Origin of the sequence: Gramella sp. KN1008 (genome assembly GCF_004332155.1) — a bacterium.
GTDB lineage: Bacteria > Bacteroidota > Bacteroidia > Flavobacteriales > Flavobacteriaceae > Christiangramia.
The window spans coordinates 1-17,419 of the sequence record NZ_SJDV01000006.1 but is presented as its reverse complement, the minus strand read 5'-3'; the positions used below and the strand labels follow the sequence as shown (position 1 = coordinate 17,419).

The 17,419-nt window shown below is 35.8% G+C and carries 14 protein-coding genes and 1 pseudogene; 9 read left to right on the top strand and 6 right to left on the bottom strand.

Annotation, left to right across the window (positions count from 1 at the left end):
- Position 1: 1 nt before the first annotated feature.
- The gene (locus EZJ28_RS11695) at positions 2-1,588 is read left to right on the top strand and encodes a phage/plasmid primase, P4 family (RefSeq protein WP_207388459.1); all 1,587 of its coding nucleotides are present in this window, start codon (positions 2-4) and stop codon (positions 1,586-1,588) included.
- Positions 1,572-2,690, top strand: coding sequence for a DUF6371 domain-containing protein (locus tag EZJ28_RS11690; protein ID WP_131398055.1), 1,119 nt, complete (start codon positions 1,572-1,574; stop codon positions 2,688-2,690). Before EZJ28_RS11695 ends, EZJ28_RS11690 begins: the two co-directional genes overlap by 17 nt.
- A 108-nt stretch (positions 2,691-2,798) precedes the next feature.
- On the opposite strand, the gene EZJ28_RS11685 is transcribed toward EZJ28_RS11690, so the two are convergent.
- The 3 genes from EZJ28_RS11685 to EZJ28_RS11675 form a co-directional block, all read right to left on the bottom strand.
- A complete protein-coding gene (locus tag EZJ28_RS11685) occupies positions 2,799-4,346 on the bottom strand; it encodes a hypothetical protein (protein WP_131398054.1) in 1,548 nt (515 codons plus the stop codon).
- A gap of 1,052 nt (positions 4,347-5,398) precedes the next feature.
- Positions 5,399-5,704 carry a hypothetical protein gene (locus EZJ28_RS11680; protein ID WP_131398052.1) on the bottom strand — a complete coding sequence of 102 codons (306 nt, stop codon included), beginning with the start codon at positions 5,702-5,704 and terminating at the stop codon, positions 5,399-5,401.
- A 20-nt stretch (positions 5,705-5,724) separates the two neighbouring features.
- Positions 5,725-6,195, bottom strand: coding sequence for a hypothetical protein (locus EZJ28_RS11675; RefSeq protein WP_131398050.1), 471 nt, complete (start codon positions 6,193-6,195; stop codon positions 5,725-5,727).
- Here EZJ28_RS11675 and EZJ28_RS11670 point away from each other — a divergent pair.
- Positions 6,164-6,508, top strand: a complete 345-nt coding sequence (locus EZJ28_RS11670; protein ID WP_347562599.1) for a helix-turn-helix transcriptional regulator — start codon at positions 6,164-6,166, stop codon at positions 6,506-6,508. The two genes, EZJ28_RS11675 and EZJ28_RS11670, sit on opposite strands and share 32 nt — an antisense overlap.
- 152 nt (positions 6,509-6,660) lie before the next feature.
- On the opposite strand, the gene EZJ28_RS11665 is transcribed toward EZJ28_RS11670, so the two are convergent.
- Both EZJ28_RS11665 and EZJ28_RS11660 read right to left on the bottom strand, forming a co-directional pair.
- A complete protein-coding gene (locus EZJ28_RS11665; protein WP_131398046.1) occupies positions 6,661-7,104 on the bottom strand; it encodes a RadC family protein in 444 nt (147 codons plus the stop codon).
- 60 nt (positions 7,105-7,164) lie between these two features.
- Positions 7,165-7,569 carry a hypothetical protein gene (locus EZJ28_RS11660; RefSeq protein ID WP_131398044.1) on the bottom strand — a complete coding sequence of 135 codons (405 nt, stop codon included), beginning with the start codon at positions 7,567-7,569 and terminating at the stop codon, positions 7,165-7,167.
- Positions 7,570-7,913: 344 nt separating this feature from the next.
- Between EZJ28_RS11660 and EZJ28_RS11655 the strand changes: the two genes are divergently transcribed.
- The 6 genes from EZJ28_RS11655 to EZJ28_RS11630 all read left to right on the top strand — a co-directional run bounded on the left by EZJ28_RS11655 (position 7,914) and on the right by EZJ28_RS11630 (position 17,292).
- Positions 7,914-11,600 carry an Eco57I restriction-modification methylase domain-containing protein gene (locus tag EZJ28_RS11655; protein WP_131398042.1) on the top strand — a complete coding sequence of 1,229 codons (3,687 nt, stop codon included), beginning with the start codon at positions 7,914-7,916 and terminating at the stop codon, positions 11,598-11,600.
- Positions 11,582-14,932 carry a helicase-related protein gene (locus tag EZJ28_RS11650; RefSeq protein WP_131398040.1) on the top strand — a complete coding sequence of 1,117 codons (3,351 nt, stop codon included), beginning with the start codon at positions 11,582-11,584 and terminating at the stop codon, positions 14,930-14,932. The genes EZJ28_RS11655 and EZJ28_RS11650 overlap by 19 nt, the downstream gene beginning before the upstream one ends.
- Positions 14,929-15,189: a hypothetical protein gene (locus EZJ28_RS11645; protein WP_131398038.1), complete on the top strand. Its 261-nt coding sequence runs from the start codon at positions 14,929-14,931 to the stop codon at positions 15,187-15,189. Before EZJ28_RS11650 ends, EZJ28_RS11645 begins: the two co-directional genes overlap by 4 nt.
- On the top strand, positions 15,186-15,848 hold the full coding sequence (locus EZJ28_RS11640; RefSeq protein WP_131398036.1) for a hypothetical protein: 663 nt from the start codon (positions 15,186-15,188) through the stop codon (positions 15,846-15,848). The genes EZJ28_RS11645 and EZJ28_RS11640 overlap by 4 nt, the downstream gene beginning before the upstream one ends.
- Positions 15,838-16,362, top strand: coding sequence for a hypothetical protein (locus EZJ28_RS11635; RefSeq protein ID WP_131398034.1), 525 nt, complete (start codon positions 15,838-15,840; stop codon positions 16,360-16,362). Before EZJ28_RS11640 ends, EZJ28_RS11635 begins: the two co-directional genes overlap by 11 nt.
- 192 nt (positions 16,363-16,554) lie before the next feature.
- Positions 16,555-17,292 (top strand): hypothetical protein, encoded by a 738-nt coding sequence (locus EZJ28_RS11630; RefSeq protein WP_131398032.1) that lies wholly within the window; start codon positions 16,555-16,557, stop codon positions 17,290-17,292.
- A 35-nt stretch (positions 17,293-17,327) separates the two neighbouring features.
- On the opposite strand, the pseudogene EZJ28_RS16155 reads toward EZJ28_RS11630, so the two are convergent.
- Positions 17,328-17,419, bottom strand: a pseudogene (locus EZJ28_RS16155) (indole-3-glycerol-phosphate synthase TrpC); the annotation flags it as partial.

The following is a 17,419-nucleotide window of genomic DNA, read 5'->3' as shown; positions in this document are numbered from 1 at the left end:
TATGAATTCATCAACAATCCAAAATCTCGTAACAGCTGATCTTGATTATCAAATCAGCAAAATGGTTATTCCTCAGTCTACTCCAGATGAAATCTTAGACAACCTCATTGAGCATATCAAAAAAATAGATTTTTGGGTGCTGGCATTTCCCAAGATAGTTGAATTAAGAGAAGAAATAAAAAGACTGGAGGCAGAAGTCTATATCGATGGCATCTTAAATGAAGATAAAAAACAGGAGGAAAAGGAGTATCGAAAGCTTTTAAAAGAGCTGAAAGCCCTAAAACTTACCAAGAACCACTACCTAATCTTGTGCATAGAGCAACTCCTTAAAATAGCGAAAAAAAATAATTGGGGGTTGTGCAAAAAACACGGTTTTATTTATTTGTACAATGGTTGTTTCTGGACGGAAATTGAAAAGGAGCGTTTTGAATCCTTTTTAGGGGATGTAGCACTAAAACTGGGAGTGGAAAAATTTAGGGGTAAGATACACACCTTCAAAGAAGAGCTTTTCAAACAATTCATGTCAGACGCGTATCTACCTACTCCACAAGCTAAAAGTGGCAAGGTTCTGATTAATCTGCAAAATGGCACCTTTGAAATAAGCCCTAAGAGCAGGAAATTGAGAGATTTTGACCCTAAAGATTTCTTAACGCATCAATTGCCATTTGAATATATACCACAAGCTACAGCACCTCTTTTTGAGAACTACCTAAATGAGGTAATACCCGATCCAGATAAGCAGAAGGTATTAGCTGAATATATAGGGTATCTGTTTGTAAAACCATCTATACTTAAATTAGAAAAAATGCTGATTCTGTTCGGAACCGGCGCGAACGGAAAAAGTGTATTTTTTGAAATAATCAGTGCTCTTTTAGGACCCGAGAATGTCTGCAACTATTCTCTCCAGAGCCTGACCAATGAAAACGGATACTATAGGGCCAAGATAGGAGACAAGCTGGTAAATTACGCCAGTGAAATCAACGGCAGACTCGAATCTGCCACATTTAAGCAAATGGCTTCTGGTGAACCTTTAGAAGCTCGATTACCACACAGAGATCCTTTCACTTTGCACGAGTATGCAAAGCTTATTTTTAACTGTAATGAACTTCCTAAAGATGTAGAGCATACAGCGGCCTTCTTCAGAAGGTTTTTAATTATAGAATTTGATGTTACCATACCAGAAGAAAAACAAGATAAGGAACTCTCAACCAGAATAATCCAAAATGAACTGTCCGGGGTCTTTAATTGGATTCTACAGGGCTTAGATCGCTTACTGATTCAGAAAAGATTTACTAGTTGTAAAGCAATAGAAGAAGCTATACATACATATAAAAATGAAAGTGACAGTGCTAAACTATTTATGGACGAAATGGGCTATGAGCGAAGTGCTGAAACCTACACTCTAATCAAAAATCTATATCAACAGTACGTTTCTTTCTGTATTGATGAAGGAGCCCAGCCCCTGAAAAAATTGAATTTCAGAAAAAGATTAAGCCACCACGGCTTTTACGTAAAAAAGGCTACTGAAGGGTACATAGTTTATGCTGACATCAAATCAAATACAGAGGAAGATGATCTCGAATTCTAAGTATTCACTCGATAATAGCAGCAAAAAATATCCTTGCCCTGCTTGTAATAAAAAAACATTTGTGAAATATGTTGATATTGAAACCGGATATTATTTGAAGGACAGTTTTGGGCGTTGTGACAGGGAGAGCAAATGTGGCTATTACCATGCTCCTCCAAAAGAGAATAAATACTATTTGATAACATTTCTATTCATAGAAAGTATATCGGATAAAGCGTACCGAGCAACCGAAAGCAACGGCCACTTGCACTTTATTCCGACCTCTCAAGTTCTCGACAAAAATGGTAATAGTTGCTGGATAACAGAATGGTGGCTAAAGACTAATGGTATTTCTTATCTGGGACATGAGAGCAGGTATATTGTTTCTGATCAAGTAATAGGTAGTGCGGTTGCAACGGTAGCAACCGCACTACCCGTTGCACCGGTTGCAACTGCGTTACGTGAACCAGACAAAGCCAGTTTTCATAGCTTGAACTTATTGGACCAGTTGTATAACGAAGAACCAGTAACGGAAAACTTAGAGGTTTATTTGAACACTGTATTTAAAGAAAAGCAGGTTTTCGAAGCTAAGCAAAACTATTTTGTAACCGGTACTACCATGTTTTGGAATAACGCCACTATTTTTTGGCAGATAGATCAGAACGAAAAAATACATGCAGGAAAAATAATGCTATACGATCCTTCTACTGGCAAGAGAATAAAGAAACCATACAATCACATCAATTGGGTTCATAAAGCCCTAAAAGAACCGGATTTCAATCTCAATCAATGTTTATTTGGACTGCACAGGATCAAAGAAGATTACAATAAATCAATTGCCATTGTAGAGAGTGAAAAAACAGCGATAATCATGAGCATTATTGTTCCCGATGTGCTTTGGTTGGCAACCGGGAGCAAACAAAATCTAAAGACTCGCCTACTGGAGCCGTTGGCAGGTCGAAAAATAGTGCTATACCCGGATATAGGCGAATTTGAGGATTGGATAAGTAAGGCTGAAGTAATAAAGAAAAGCGGTCTGAAGGTTGAAGTCAGCGATATTCTTGAGGGATTACCGTTGAAGCCTGGTGCTGATTTGGTGGATTATTACCTGTCTAAGGTTTAAGATCATGCAGGAAATGCAAGAAATGCAGGTTTTAAATAATATTCTTTTTCACAGTCATTGTAAAATGATCACTACAGCCTCATCACTTATCCTAAACAAGTCTCTACTTTAGCCTTTTAGGTTTTCAATGAGAAAATCACAGTAATTCTTCTTGGAATTGTGCCTGAATAACTGCTCTAAAAAGCTCCTATTTGTTATAAGATATTGTTTGAGCATTGGTTCAATTTCAGGAAGATAACAAAGTAAACTATTTCCAATCATTCCGGATTTAATATCCGTTGCATCAAAAGTGAAATCAAATATTTTATTATTTCCAATGTAGCAGGACGCCACCCATAGATATTTAGGTAAACTCCTTGTTAAGAAATCCACTTTAGTATCATCATCCAGATCTGACTGTTTGACTGAGGTTTTAAAATTGTTGCCATACTCAATTTTGACATCCCATACCAGATCATGTAGTAATTGATCTCCAAAGAACAATGTAAGAATAGCGTCAATACCCAAGACCAAAAACTCGATGTCTTCGTAAGAAATCCGCACTTTCGGATATAAAGGCACAATAATATTCGTTATGAAAGTTGGATTTTTCTGTGCGTGAAAATCTGACCAGGGAGTCTTTATTTTATAATCATTTTCAAATTCTATCCTTGCAAAAGGTCCCCATTGATCATCATGAGCATAAAATTTATCTATGTTATCTGAAAGCCAACTTACTTCATTTTTGGGAATAATTGGAACCGGAGGTCTTTGTTTAAAACCAGAAACAGTTATAGCATGAAGACCATATTTGTCACCATTGGGAACATTAATCACAAGAATAATGGGTATACCTATGGCAGAATAAGCATTAATAAGCTTTCTTGCATAATTATTCGTGAGAACTTCTAAATACTTAATTCCTATCTCTGGATGGGTAATTGCCTTATCAGGAGGCTTTACTTCTGAAACTAAGCCAGAATTTTCAATAGCCTTACAAATCTGAAGAACGTTTAAGCCCTTATTAGGAAAGAGCCTGCTCCCATCAAGAGAAGTACGATCTGCATCTTTTGTTATTTCATTAGGAGATTTTAGCTTGGTATGATAATCCAAGGAAGCCTTGTTTAGCATAGACCAAATAGCCGTTGTTGCACAAGCGGAGAGAACAGAGTCCTGTTCCTGAAAAGCAAGTGAATGAAATCTTATTTCGTTACCAAACAAGTGCACCCTATATTCTCTTGTCCCCCAGAAATTTCGAGAATTAAATCCTGCCCCATTGTTATAAGTTTTGAGTACCGTATAACCAATAACAGTAAATGGTATGGGTTTAACGACAATAAAGCCCAAATAGTCTTCCCAAAAATCATCATTCTGCTGCTGCTCCAAAACAATGTTCCGAAGATCCTCCTCTTGCAGTTCACTTTTAAACAGGTGAATTCGTTTACAAAACTTAGGGTAGTTCTCAAAACAAAGGGCATAGTAAGTAGCATAATCATGAAGATAATCCTTACTCACATAATCCTCTTCAACAAGAATAGTTTTGGTTTGAAGGCCTGAAGAACCTAAATAATTTTGCAAAAAAATGAAATGATTCTTTGAAGAAATTACCTCTGGCGAGGTATAACTATTCGATAAGGCAAGCGAAAGGTTGGTGGAAGAAAACTTTAAAATCTCCAATGTACATCAACATTAAAGTTGCACGACCATTTGAAGATTATCTCTGTTGACCTCTTTTAATTTAAGAACCTGATCCTGCTTCCGTTTAGTTTCTTGAATGAATTCAGAAGTTTTCTTGTCGTCAGCATTTATGGACTGAGGCTTGAAATCAGTATCTTTCTTTAAAATATTAGATAAAGTAAATTTCCCCATAAGCTTCTTTTTAAGACTTTCCTTTTGAGTTGCAAAAGTAGAATTATAACTGGAATATACAATAAATATTGTAATCCCTCTAAAAATTTAAACTATTGATAAGAATATTAGCCAGAAGATGTACTTAATACAGGAGAGAAAAGAAGATCAGCTGTACATTAATCGTACAACTGCCAAAAATAAAAAACCCTAACGCCTTGTTTTGTAGGCAATTAGGGCTTTTATCTGTGGTCCCACCTGGGCTCGAACCAGGGACCACCTGATTATGAGACGATTATATTCTATTGTCCTATGGGCACTTTTTCTTTCATTCTTTTAATATTCAGTCAGTTAGAAATTAGCAATTTTACTAAGGGTTTCTTTTTTTTGCCTTCTTTTAATGTTTTGTTGGGCATATGTTAGTCCCGATTTTCATGGCACCAAAGAAACGCAGTAGTTGCAGTTTCCGCAGTTTGCATTTCTCAGTCCTTCATATTGCCTCTATTTATGAATCTACACCTCTAAAATTTTCTAAAGCTGAATTAGAGGAATCTTCAAAGCATCTTTTATCACCTTGAAAGTTAATATCCATATTAATACAAATCACGTTATCTCCACCTCCCTATTATAATAGCTTTTTTATAATTGCGGCATCTATTGCACCAGATCTAACATCATACTGATTCTTATAAAAATTCCCTGAAATCATCCTTTAAAAAGTTGGCTTCACAAATATTTTCAGGTTGTTAACACAATTGAAACGTTCACAAAAATCCATTTGAAAGAAACAATCACATTCCCCCTATTCTTGACTAAGTTCTCTTAATTTGCCTAATCTGCATACTGAGACAAGTGGAAATTATTATTGCAGTTTACTTATTTTAATCTTTCAGAAATGTAAGAAACTGTCTCTTAGTTATCATTGAATAAGGTTTCAGCAAAATGAAGCTTAACATTGTTATTAAAAAAGCTAATATAGCTGGGTGGTAGTTAAAATCAAATCTCTCCAAAGAAAAGAAACCGTAAAGGTTCTTTGTCTGCTCAATAATTGTCTCTCTTCTGCCTGATGCATTATTTAGAACGATATCTGCTTCAAAGTTTAGGTTTGGGACCTTGTACAAGTATCCAAAATAAATTGCTGCTACGGCAGAAAAAATTAACCCAATCAGTAGATTGTAGTACTTCATAAATATGAGTTGTTAAGTTTTTAAAATAATTCAAAATCTAACTTTATAACCTCCTCAGGACTCTCACTACTATAATATCTACTAATCATTTTAGCATCTACTGCTCCTGATTCCAGGAACATTCTCATACTAAAAAAAAGCCGAGGGAAATCATCATTGAGGGAGGTAGCATCCAAAAATTTTTTAATATTATGACTACACTTCTCACCTTCACAAAAGTCCATCTGGCGGAAACAGGTACAATTACTTAAACTAATTCTTCCCGGGAAAAGCAAGCCCAAGGACAATTTGCTGAACACTGCCTGATTCTGGTCCAACGATTTCCAATCCCATAAATCTTCAAACCTTTTTACAAGTTCATATGACCATTTTAAATTTATATTCTTAGAGAGGTATTCAAAATCAATTTTTTCTCTATAGGTATTAATCTCCTTCTCAGAATAAGGATAGATTTCGGAAATGAATTTGTTAACCAGAATATTTGGAACCACCTTACTATATTTTTATACTATTTCATTGTTGTTATCATATATGATAACCAATTTTCACACATACACCATAATCTTTGGTTGTCATTTACGACAACTAATGAGAGATGAAACCTTATATAAAAAAATAGGCCTTAAAATTCAGGAAATACGTCTCCAGAAGAATCTCTCTCAGCAGGACTTAGCTGCAAAATGTAATTTTGAAAAATCAAATATGTCCAGAGTGGAAGCAGGTAGGGTTAACTCCACTGTATCGACTTTAAATAAAATCGCAAAAGGACTTGATGTAAATATAATTGAACTATTCAAATTTTAACAAGAAATTTGGAGGAATATATTTTCTCCACACCAGCCAATATCAACTTTGATTGGAGAATTGATATTTATAAAAAGGCTATTATAGTAATATCCCTGACAAATTCCTTGTTTAAAATAGGTGAAATTAGCCTTTTTCCTGCACGTGTGCGTTTACATAATTCCTTCATCAGCAAAACTATAGTAGCTTCCACTTGTTATAATTATATGGTCAAGGATTTTTATGTCCAGAAATTTACCAGCTGCTATTAACTTTTTGGTCAAACTTTTATCACTTTCACTTGGTGATAGATTGCCACTTGGATGATTATGAGAAAGAATTAAGCCTGAAGCATTACATTTTAAAGCCACGCTAAATACCACTTTAGGGTCTACAAAAGTTCCGGAAACACCACCTTTTGATAGTGGATATATGCCCAACACTTTATTAGCGCGATTTAGTAGTAAAACCTTAAACTCTTCCTGAAATTCAATTATGGACTTGTCCCAACAAGAAAGAAGCAATCTGTATGCAGATTCACTTCCAGTTATAGATGCTTTTAAATTCCCACCAGTAGAGTAAGAAACTTTTATTTCTGCTATTTTTAATTCTTCCATATTTAAAAATTTAAAAAATCCGGAAATACCCTTTATAATACTCCCGGATTTATATGGTTATTAGTGAACTCCATTAGGTGAGAATGATTTTTCCAGATTCTGGAACTTTACTACATCATCAATGGTGGATTCGCTCCTCTCCACTCTCTGCTGAGGTACTGGAGTATCTTCTTCAGGATTATATTGATATCTATAATCCAGCTCTATGACCTCACCAGTATCTTTAATAGTGAATTCATAAGGGTCGCATTCCACCTTCTCTATTTTACCTGGCATTTCCTGACCAATTAATGCTTTACAAGTCTCTTCATCGAAGGTCGCAGGAACTGTAGTTTTTCTTGCCGTCGCATAGAAATTCTTAGTGACTTGCGATTTTATCATTTCTAATCCACCTTGTAGTTCTAAGACTAAAAAGACCTCGCCATCTTCAGTCTCTCTTTCTTTGTAGTTAATGATTCTTACCATAGTTTTATATTTGAGTTGAACAATAATTTTTCACACAATTCCATTGAAACCAGGGAGATAAAAATGCAGCTATCACCTTGATTTTTTCTCCGGCCAATGTTTGAATTGTGTATAAATAGGTGGGGGGGGGTATCCCCTTTCCCGAAATTGGGTGGGGGTGTTGACATAGGCTGGTTCGCATTCAAATGGGAATCCTTGAATTTTTTTTTAAAAAAAACTATAGGCATTCTATACATTTAAAAATGTAATTAGTTTTAATTGTTTAAGAAAATATTTAGATTTACCTATTCAGTACGCTTGCCCTAACAGCGATACCATAAAGAGTTAATCTAACTACATTAGGAATGACCAATCAGCTAATTACCAATCTACATGATGGTACTATACGTTTATTCTTTGAAACCAAAATCACCTCATTTAAACCGGAACAGGAAATCTTTGAAAACATAGTTTCTGAAGACAAACCTTTTGCAGATCCGGTGAAGGTGGGACATGCAGAACTTAATAATCACGAGGAACTTCTGGTTTTTACTTGTAAGTATGAAGATGATTTAACTGCTCGAAGCTCAAAGAAAAAGCAGTTCGACATAGCAAAAAGGATTCTAAAGGAGGATTTTAAGGACGGTGCAATTTTTATCTTTTATGATGCAGCGGGGAACTTCCGGTTTAGCTTTATTCGAAAAAATTATGGTAGTGAAACCTCTAAGTATTCTAATTGGAAACGATTCACATACTATGTTGAGCAAGGAAAGACAAACAGGACCTTCCGGGAGAGAATAGGAAATGGAGATTTTTCATCATTGGAAAGTATTCGTGAAGCTTTCAGTGTTGAGCCATTAAATAAAGAGTTTTACTCTAAAATTGTCCGAAGTTTTTATCACTTAGTAGGTGGCAAGGTAGGATCTGGGAGATCTGCGGAAGAATTGAAGCCTCTGCTCAGCTTACCGGAAGGAGAAAAAGATAGAACCATTGTTAGACAGTTCGGTGTCCGACTTATAGGTAGAGTAGTTTTTTGTTGGTTTTTAAAGCATAAAACATCTAAAAATAAATTACCGTTAATTCCCCAGGAATGGCTGTCTTCAAATGCTATTACAGAAGATTATTATCACACTATTCTTGAACCACTTTTTTATGAAGTATTAAATAAAAAACCGGAAAATAGGGATAAAGCTCTTCCAGAGGGGCATGAACAAATTCCTTTTTTGAATGGTGGACTCTTCGAAGCCCAAGAGGGAACGGATAGTGATTTCTATTATCCGCAAAAGAGCCTGCCACAACGTGCTAACCATCAATTAAAAATACCAAATGAATGGTTTGACGAGCTTTTTGAAGTTTTAGAACAATATAACTTTACTATAGATGAAAACAGTGTTTCGGATGCAGAGGTAAGTATTGATCCAGAAATGTTAGGAAGGATTTTTGAAAATCTTTTGGCAGAAATTGATCCCAATATTAAATCCGAAGAAAAGAAATCCATCAAAAAAGCTACAGGAAGTTTTTATACTCCACGGGAAATAGTGGATCATATGGTGGTTGAATCTTTGGTTAAATATCTCCACAATAAAACCAGTATTTCTGAAACCCGCCTTCATCTTCTTTTTAAAGATTCTGAAGAAATAGAGTTTAAAGAGGCTGAAATTACTCAATTATTAGATGCTTTTGATGAAGTGAAAATTTTAGATCCGGCGTGCGGTTCAGGAGCTTTCCCGATGGGAGCCTTGCAAAAAATAATTTTCGCCTTACATAAGTTGGATCCGGATGCACAAATTTGGAAGCAAAAACAGCTAAGTAAAATAAGTAATGCAGCATTAAAAGCTGAAATGAGAAAAACCTTAGCCAAGGCTAATGCCGAATATGCGAGGAAATTAGGGGTTCTCCAGCAATGCATATATGGATCGGACATACAGCCAATTGCATCTGAAATTTCTAAGCTTCGTAGTTTTCTTTCCTTAATTATTGATGAAGAAATAGATGATAACAAGTACAACAGAGGGATACTTCCACTGCCAAATCTTGAGTTTAAGTTTGTTTCTGCCAACACGTTGATTGAACTTGATAATTCTGGAAGCCTTGAAAGTGAATTGGTGACGAAAATGATTCCAGAACTTCACCGAATTAGACAAGATTATTTACAAGCTCACGGATCCGAAAAAGAACAGCTTAAAAATGAATTTCAGGAGATCCAGACAAAAATTCTAATGGATCAATTAGCAATTGACCCCAGACCAGAGACAAGAGCAATGCAGTTGGTTAACTGGAATCCTTTTAATAATAAAGAAACAGAATGGTTTGACCCAGAATGGATGTTCGGGATAAAACAATTCGATATAGTAATAGGTAACCCCCCTTATGGAGGGACTAAAATTCCTGCAAAATTGAAGGCTCACCTAGGTCTGGGTAGTTCAGATCCGTACGGAGCCTTTATTGCAAAGTACTTAAGAAGAAAAAAACATACCACACCGTTATCCCATAATGGAATTCTATCGTTTATTGTAAGTGATACTTTTATGACGATAAAAACGCATAAAGAGTTACGGGAATTATTACTTCAAAATAAGGTGCATTCGATGCTTAGGGTACATCCAGATACCTTTAAGGCCACCGTAAACACTGCAATTATTACTTGCCAAAGAATGGAGAATATCGATAAAGCCGAAGGCAAGATATTAATGGCTGATTTTACAAACGTTTCCATTCAAGTACAGCATGAAAGGTTTATTGAGTTACTTGAAAAAACTATTGAATATAGCCAGCCGGAATATGAAGGAGAATCCTTCGAGTTACCAGAGGTCCTCTATATGAAAGGAGAAAATTGGACATCGGAAAGTTCCAAAGAATATGGTATATATACTTATCCGCAAGATTTTATAGAAAGAAGTTCAAACATTCCTTTTTTCGTTGCTTCTCCGAAGATTTTCCAAATTATGAATGACACCACTCTTAAAAAAGAAATAGTGGAATTTGATGAGCAAAAGTTCCCTGCTCGTCCTGTGGAACTAAATCAGAATTCGTTTTTTGTTTTTCGTCTTGGCGATATTGCCGAAGTAAAACAGGGGTTGGCAACTGGAGATAATGACAGTTATCTTTATCAGACGCCAGAGTCAAGAGGGAACTATAGAAATATTCTGGAATTTGAAAAATATCTTCTAACCGAAAAGGATTTGATTCACATAAGGAAGGATGAAAAACTTCGGAAAGAGATCATAGCAAAAGGCATTTCAAAAAATGACACTAAAAGTAAAAGATATTTCGAGGGAAGATACATTATTCCTTATGACAAAGGTGGTGAAAGCGATGCAAGTGGGGGATGGATGCCCAATTATTTAGTTCCAACAAATTACTTTATAGATTGGAGCGAATGGGCTGTAAACAGACTTAACAATTATACTATCGCTCAAAGAATACGAGAAAAGAAAGAAAACAAAACTATAAAAGAACATTATGAAACTACTAATTGTGCGGTAATTCGAAGTCCTGATAAATTTTTTAAACCCTCAGTTAGTTTTTCTAGGACCGGAGTATACAGTCCCACTTTTCGTTTAGGATCTGGTTCTGTGTTTGATACGGAGGGTTCCATGATTTTCCAAAATTGGCTACCTATAGAAGTTTTAACTGCTTTGGCAAGTTCAAAGCTTTCAAAATACCTTCTTAAAAACATGATAGGTCATACTGTTCACTGTCAGGTAGATGAATTAAAAGAATTAAGGTTACCTCTTAAGAATGAACATTTACAAAACCTATCATTGCGAATTGTTGAAAAACAAAAGCAAGATTATTTCTATGACTATGCCTCAGAGGAACAACTAGATATAGATTATTTAGTCTATAAATATTTTGGCTTTAATTGGGATGATATCAAAGAAGTAGAAAACTGGTACTCGAGGAGATATCAGAGATTGACTAATGCTCAGAAAAAGAATCTGTGCCAACATGGCAAATCTCCACATTACCAAGAAAATTATAAAAGGTTATCTTCTAAGTATGGTGATCTGGTTTCAGATAAGAAAAAAACATGGCAAACAATTTTATAGCTAATAAAAGCCCTCAGAAAACATTAAGTGGAAGACTTAATAATATCATTAAATTCAGCACAGAACTACGTTGGTTGGTTGGATTTTTTTACTTCTCCGGCTGGAAAGAAGTATATGAAAATTTAAAGAAGAATGAGGATGTTAAAATAAGATTACTTGTAGGTCTGGAGGTCGATAAGCATTTGCACGGAATCTTCGAACATGATGTACAGGAGGTGGATTTAAGTAGTGATGAGCGGTTTAACAACTTCATGTCTTCAATGGGCTTTGCTGTGAATAACGAACAGCAGGACACCAAAGAGTTCTATGAGCAGGTACATTTTTTCCTCGAAATGCTTCAACAGGAAAGGCTTATAATTAGAAAAACAAGAGAGCCTAATCATGCAAAGCTCTACCTCTTCGAAATGAATGAAGAAGAAAGGGGAAAGCATAATTTTGATGGATATCTAATAACTGGAAGCAGTAACCTTACCCGCTCTGGTCTCCATGGTCAGCAGGAATTTAATGTTGAAATAAAAGATTATGGCTACGAAGATGCAGTAGATTATTTCGAGGAACTGTGGCAGCTAGCAATTCCCATAACAGAGATCGAACAGCGAAAGCAGCATTTGGTAGAATTTATTCAGCACCGTTCTCAAGCAGCAGTGGTAGAACCTTTTGAAGCTTATGCCATGGTTTTGAAAACATACTTAGACCTTCAGAAACAGAAGAAATTAAAGCCTCAGGTGGAAAGATTGCTGGAAGAGAATGGATTTAAAAAATTCTCGTACCAGTTGGATGCTGTTAATCAGTCTATTGGCATCATTGAGCAGTACAATGGAGTGGTAATTGCCGATGTGGTTGGTTTGGGAAAATCTGTAATAGCATCACTCATTGCCCGAAACCTGGATAAAAAGGGAATTATCCTCTGCCCTCCTGGATTAATTGGAGAGTACAGTGATAAAACCGGATGGTGGGGCTATGTCAGAAATTTCGAATTGAATGGATGGCATGTTTACAGCCGGGGACAGATAGAAAATCTTGCGGAAGAATTAGATGATTCCGACATTGAAATGGTCATTGTTGATGAAGCGCATAGCTTCAGGAACCAGGACACTTCAGCCTATGAAGCCCTTATGGAGATTTGTCGAGGAAAGCAGGTAGTTCTTTTGACTGCAACCCCCTTCAATAATTCTCCTGCCGATATCTTCTCCCTTTTAAAGTTATTCATTGTTCCTGGTATGTCTGGAATTACTATAGAAAATAACCTTGAAGGATTGTTTAGAGGTTACAATTATAGGTTTAGTAAATTATCGGATATCCTGAAAAATTTTAATTCGGGAAGTCCTGAAAAACGTGAGAAAGCAGAGCGGGAGTATCTAAAATTACTTGGGGAAGAACCACCGGTTAATCCAGATTTTGTTCGTGCAGAATCTGCGAAATTGGCAACTAAAATAAAGGAGGTCATTTCTCCTGTGGTAATTAGAAGAAATAGATTAGATCTCGAGAAGGATTTTCAGTACAGTCAGGAGATCGGAGAATTACCTAAAGTGGCACCACCGGAAGAGCTTTTTTATTATCTAAATGAATCCCAATCTGAATTTTATGATAGAATAGTAACAAATTATTTTTCTGAAGGAGGACTATTTACAGGTGCGGTTTATCAACCCGCGAGCTATGAAACTGTAGTAGACGAAGAAAAGGACATGGAGGGTAACCGAAAAGCTCTACAGCAAAGAAACCTTTTTGACTTCATGCGTAGATTATTAGTGAAGCGATTTGAAAGTTCTTTTGGGGCCTTTGAAAAAACTATTGGACGTTTTATACAGGTTCATGAATTGGTTCTGGATTTCATTAAGAAGACCGGGGGAAAATATATCCTAGACAGGAATTTCATGGAGAAGATTTATAATTATGATGAGGATGAAATAGATGAGCTACTCCGGAAATTTGAGAATGATCTACTAGAGCGAAGAATTCCTAAGAACAATACGGTTTACAAGATCAACGATTTCCAAAGAAGCGAGGATTTTCTACAGGATATTCAAAAGGATCTTGAACTTTTTGAAAGAATAAAAACAGAATTAGAAGAAGAAAAGCTTGTGGAAAACGATCCTAAGCGAGAAACCATCTTTAAGCAGGTTCTGGAGATTATTAGAAAAGATCCAGACAGAAAAGTAATTGTATTTACTGAGTATGTTGACACAGTACTGCACCTGGAACCATATTTTAGAAAAAAGCTAAAGGAAAATGTACTTATCTGTGATGGAAAAGTAACCAGAACCCTGGCAAAGGAACTTGAGCGTAATTTTAATGCTCAATACGAAGGAACCTGGCACAATGATTTTCAGGTTTTAATTACGAGTGATAAACTTTCCGAAGGATTTAACTTAAACAGAGCGGGTGCTATTATTAACTATGACATTCCATGGAACCCGACTCGGGTTATACAAAGAGTAGGAAGGATCAACAGGATTGGTCAGAAAGTTTTTGATCTTCTGTACATCTATAATTTCTTCCCTTCAGAAACAGGAGCTGATTACGTCAAGTCGCGAGAAATTGCCCAGCAAAAAATGTTCATGATCCACAATGCTCTCGGTGAAGACTCCCAAATTTTTCACCAGGATGAAGAACCAACGGCGAGTGGTCTGTACAAAAAAATAAATGAAAACCCTGAAGACGAGGAGGAGTTGAATACAGTAACCTTTGTCAGGAATGCTTACAAGAATATCGAGGACAAATATCCTAAAGTAATTGAGCGCATTAAAAAATTTCCTTCCCGTGTCAAGTCTGCCAAGTCATTCCAGTCTTCTAATGTAAATGTCCTTCGGAAAAAAGGGCTCAGCCTTTTTGCGCAACAAGCTGAAGTAAACAAAGCAGAAGTTGAAAGTCTCACTTTTGAAGGTTTACTTGACTATGTCAAATGTGAATATGGCACCCCACGCCTAGGGCTTTCTCAAAATTTTTGGCCAGTTTATGAGGTGGTCAAAACACACCGGGAAAAGATAAGGTCTAGTAAGAATGAGTTAGCCATTGAAAGTAAAGCACATGACAATTTGAAAACTGCTTTAAAAGTAATTAACGCTTCAGAAGAAGAGAATATTCAGTTCATCAAAACCATAATTAAGGATATTAAGCATTATTACACAATGCCGAAATACACCCTTCGTCGTCTGGCCTTTGATAGGTTGACTCCCAATTCGTCGAAGAAGAACTGGACAAAATTCTTTGATGAGTTGAACTATATTAAGTCCAGATATGGAGCAGATTATCTAGAAAGAGTGTTAGAGAAAGTAAAAAATCAAAAAGAAGAAGTAATTATAGCAGTTGAAAACCAAAATTCGAAAACATGATAGTAGTAGGGAACTTCATAGATAACTTGAAATGTGAAAGTTTTATTGACCCAGAAACTTATAGATTACGTGTAAGACCTATAGAAGGACAAGGTGTTCCAACTAATCTCCTCATAGAATGCAGTAGCACTGAAAGGGATGCTCATCCAGAAGGAACTATCTTTATTACTGAAAATGTCAAGGTTTGTAAGAAGAAAAATGGGAGAATTTATTTGAGAGCAAAAGATCACAAGATTACCAAAATCAAAAAGGTATGACAAATCGTGATGGAAATGTAGCCTTTAAGGTGACTTATACTGATTCCGAATGGAGTGGGGTCTGTTCTCCAGAATTAGCTGCACTAAATTTTAAAAGACAAACTTACTGCAGAGAGCAATCTCAAAATAAATATAATTGCCAGCATTCCAAATATTCTGACCCTGCCAAATTTGAGTTGAACGGCTTTCCGTGTTTTGATAGTGTTGCCCAACTCGGATTACTTTTTTATGCCGGCCATTATCATAGTGCTGAGAAAAGTAACTTGCCTAAAACAGCAAACTATATTAAGAAGAATAAAATAGCAGTTTTCACCTCTATTAAGCCATTCGCTGAGGAGCAGGAAAGGTTCATTTTTGCAATTGGAAGAATAAATGAAATTGAAATTTTAGATGACTCTAATGGAAGTTATCCAGTTTATCTGTGTGATCAGGACAGCGCAATCATTTTCAAGAACAACAGGCCCTTATTCTGGAAATATTACACTAACGAAAACAATCCCACTGAAGCAAATTGGCGATCATTGCTGTTCAGGTACTTGGAAGATGATTTGGTTGAAGAAATTCTTAATGATATTGCTCATACCCATAGATATCCTGGAAAGTATAGAAAGAAAGCCAGAGGTTTGTTGGCCCACTTAAAAGAAATGAATGAAAGCTAGAGTTGGCTACTATAAAGAATTACTTCTCTCAGTAAAGAAGGATATCAAGGAGGATCTTATTACCTATTTTAATGAGATTAAATATTGTGAACCATCAAGTGATATTCAAATAATCCACCTAAATTCGGAAGAGGATATTCAGAAGGTTTATTCCGGCACTGGCTTTTATGTTATACTTACTGGTCAAAGATTTTCAGACAATTCGTCCAAATTTACCTATCAAGGGAAAAATGCATTGTACAGAGGCCACTGCTATTCCGTAAAAAAGAGAATTATGAGTCACCTGGCAAATGAACAGTACAACCAAACCAATAGTCTTTACAAGGTATGTCTTAAAGTAAACCCGAGAGAAAATGGGGTGAATATTGACCAAGAACCTTATAAGAAATGGGGTTGGACGGTAATTGTTCATAAAATGAAAGGGAGCAGTAAAGTAATGCGGGAACAGGCGGAATTTGCTTTTGATAGTGTCTTTGGGAAACCCTGTAAATCCCGAGAAGTAAATAAATCATAGCATAACAAATTTTATTTTACGATAGATCAGGAATGGCAGCAGAAACAAAAATGAATTAGGAAAAAACGCTGAAAAAAGTGTTGAGAATCATAAGTACCTCATGGAATTCTAAAGTAAAAAGAGTAGAGGACATTTACACATCGAAGGGAATCATTGAGATGATTAAGAAGTTGTAACCAGAAGCTTTCTACTATGGCAAGTGAAATAGAAGAAATAAGAAAAATTTTTTGGCATGAGTTGGGCCACTTATGCACAAATATTTTTAAAACAGAAAAATACCCAAAGTATAATATATCTCTATTAAATATTTCATTCACTAATGAGAGAAGCCGCCTTTTTAAATGGCATGGTCATGTTGACACTTTGCCACCTATTCCACATGAAAATCTTGTAGAGAATTTGAATTTGTTGACCTACTCATTAATGGGAATTATATCTGGCTGCGTATTTCAAACTGTTTATTCAGTAAAGGTCTTGGGTAATGCAGACCTTAATTATGACAGTTGTTTCTGTCATACAAATAACTGCATTGGATCAGGTGATTTTAATTCTTTTCATGCAATTCTCAGCCAATTGCGCAAAAGATATCCGCAATTGAGAGGAAACAGAAACTTTTCTCAATATTCTGAAGTCGACTTGCCCAACGCATTCTTAAATGAATTGGCCAAGAACAATGATTTCATAATTGGAATGACTGAAATAGCTGAAAAACATTGTTCAGGAATATATGACCTCTACCTAAAACAGGGAAAAGACGTCAATCTCTCATTTAATCTTGAGAATGGGAAAATTGAACATCTTATAGAGGAACTACGTCCTATTCTAGTTAAATGTAAATTTCCTGAAGTGATCAATAAGTACTCTGATAATTTCCTTGATTCTTTAAAGCAAGGAATAACTAAACCTTCGCCAATTACTCCTTTGAAATAATTTTATTTTTTAATTAAAATCCAAAAAAATGCCCGTTTTGAAGGAGATCTTCTTTTATGCTCGGCAATGATACCCGAACCAATCTTTAAATTTTCTGCCAGAGAAACGCATTTTCTTTCAAACAGAA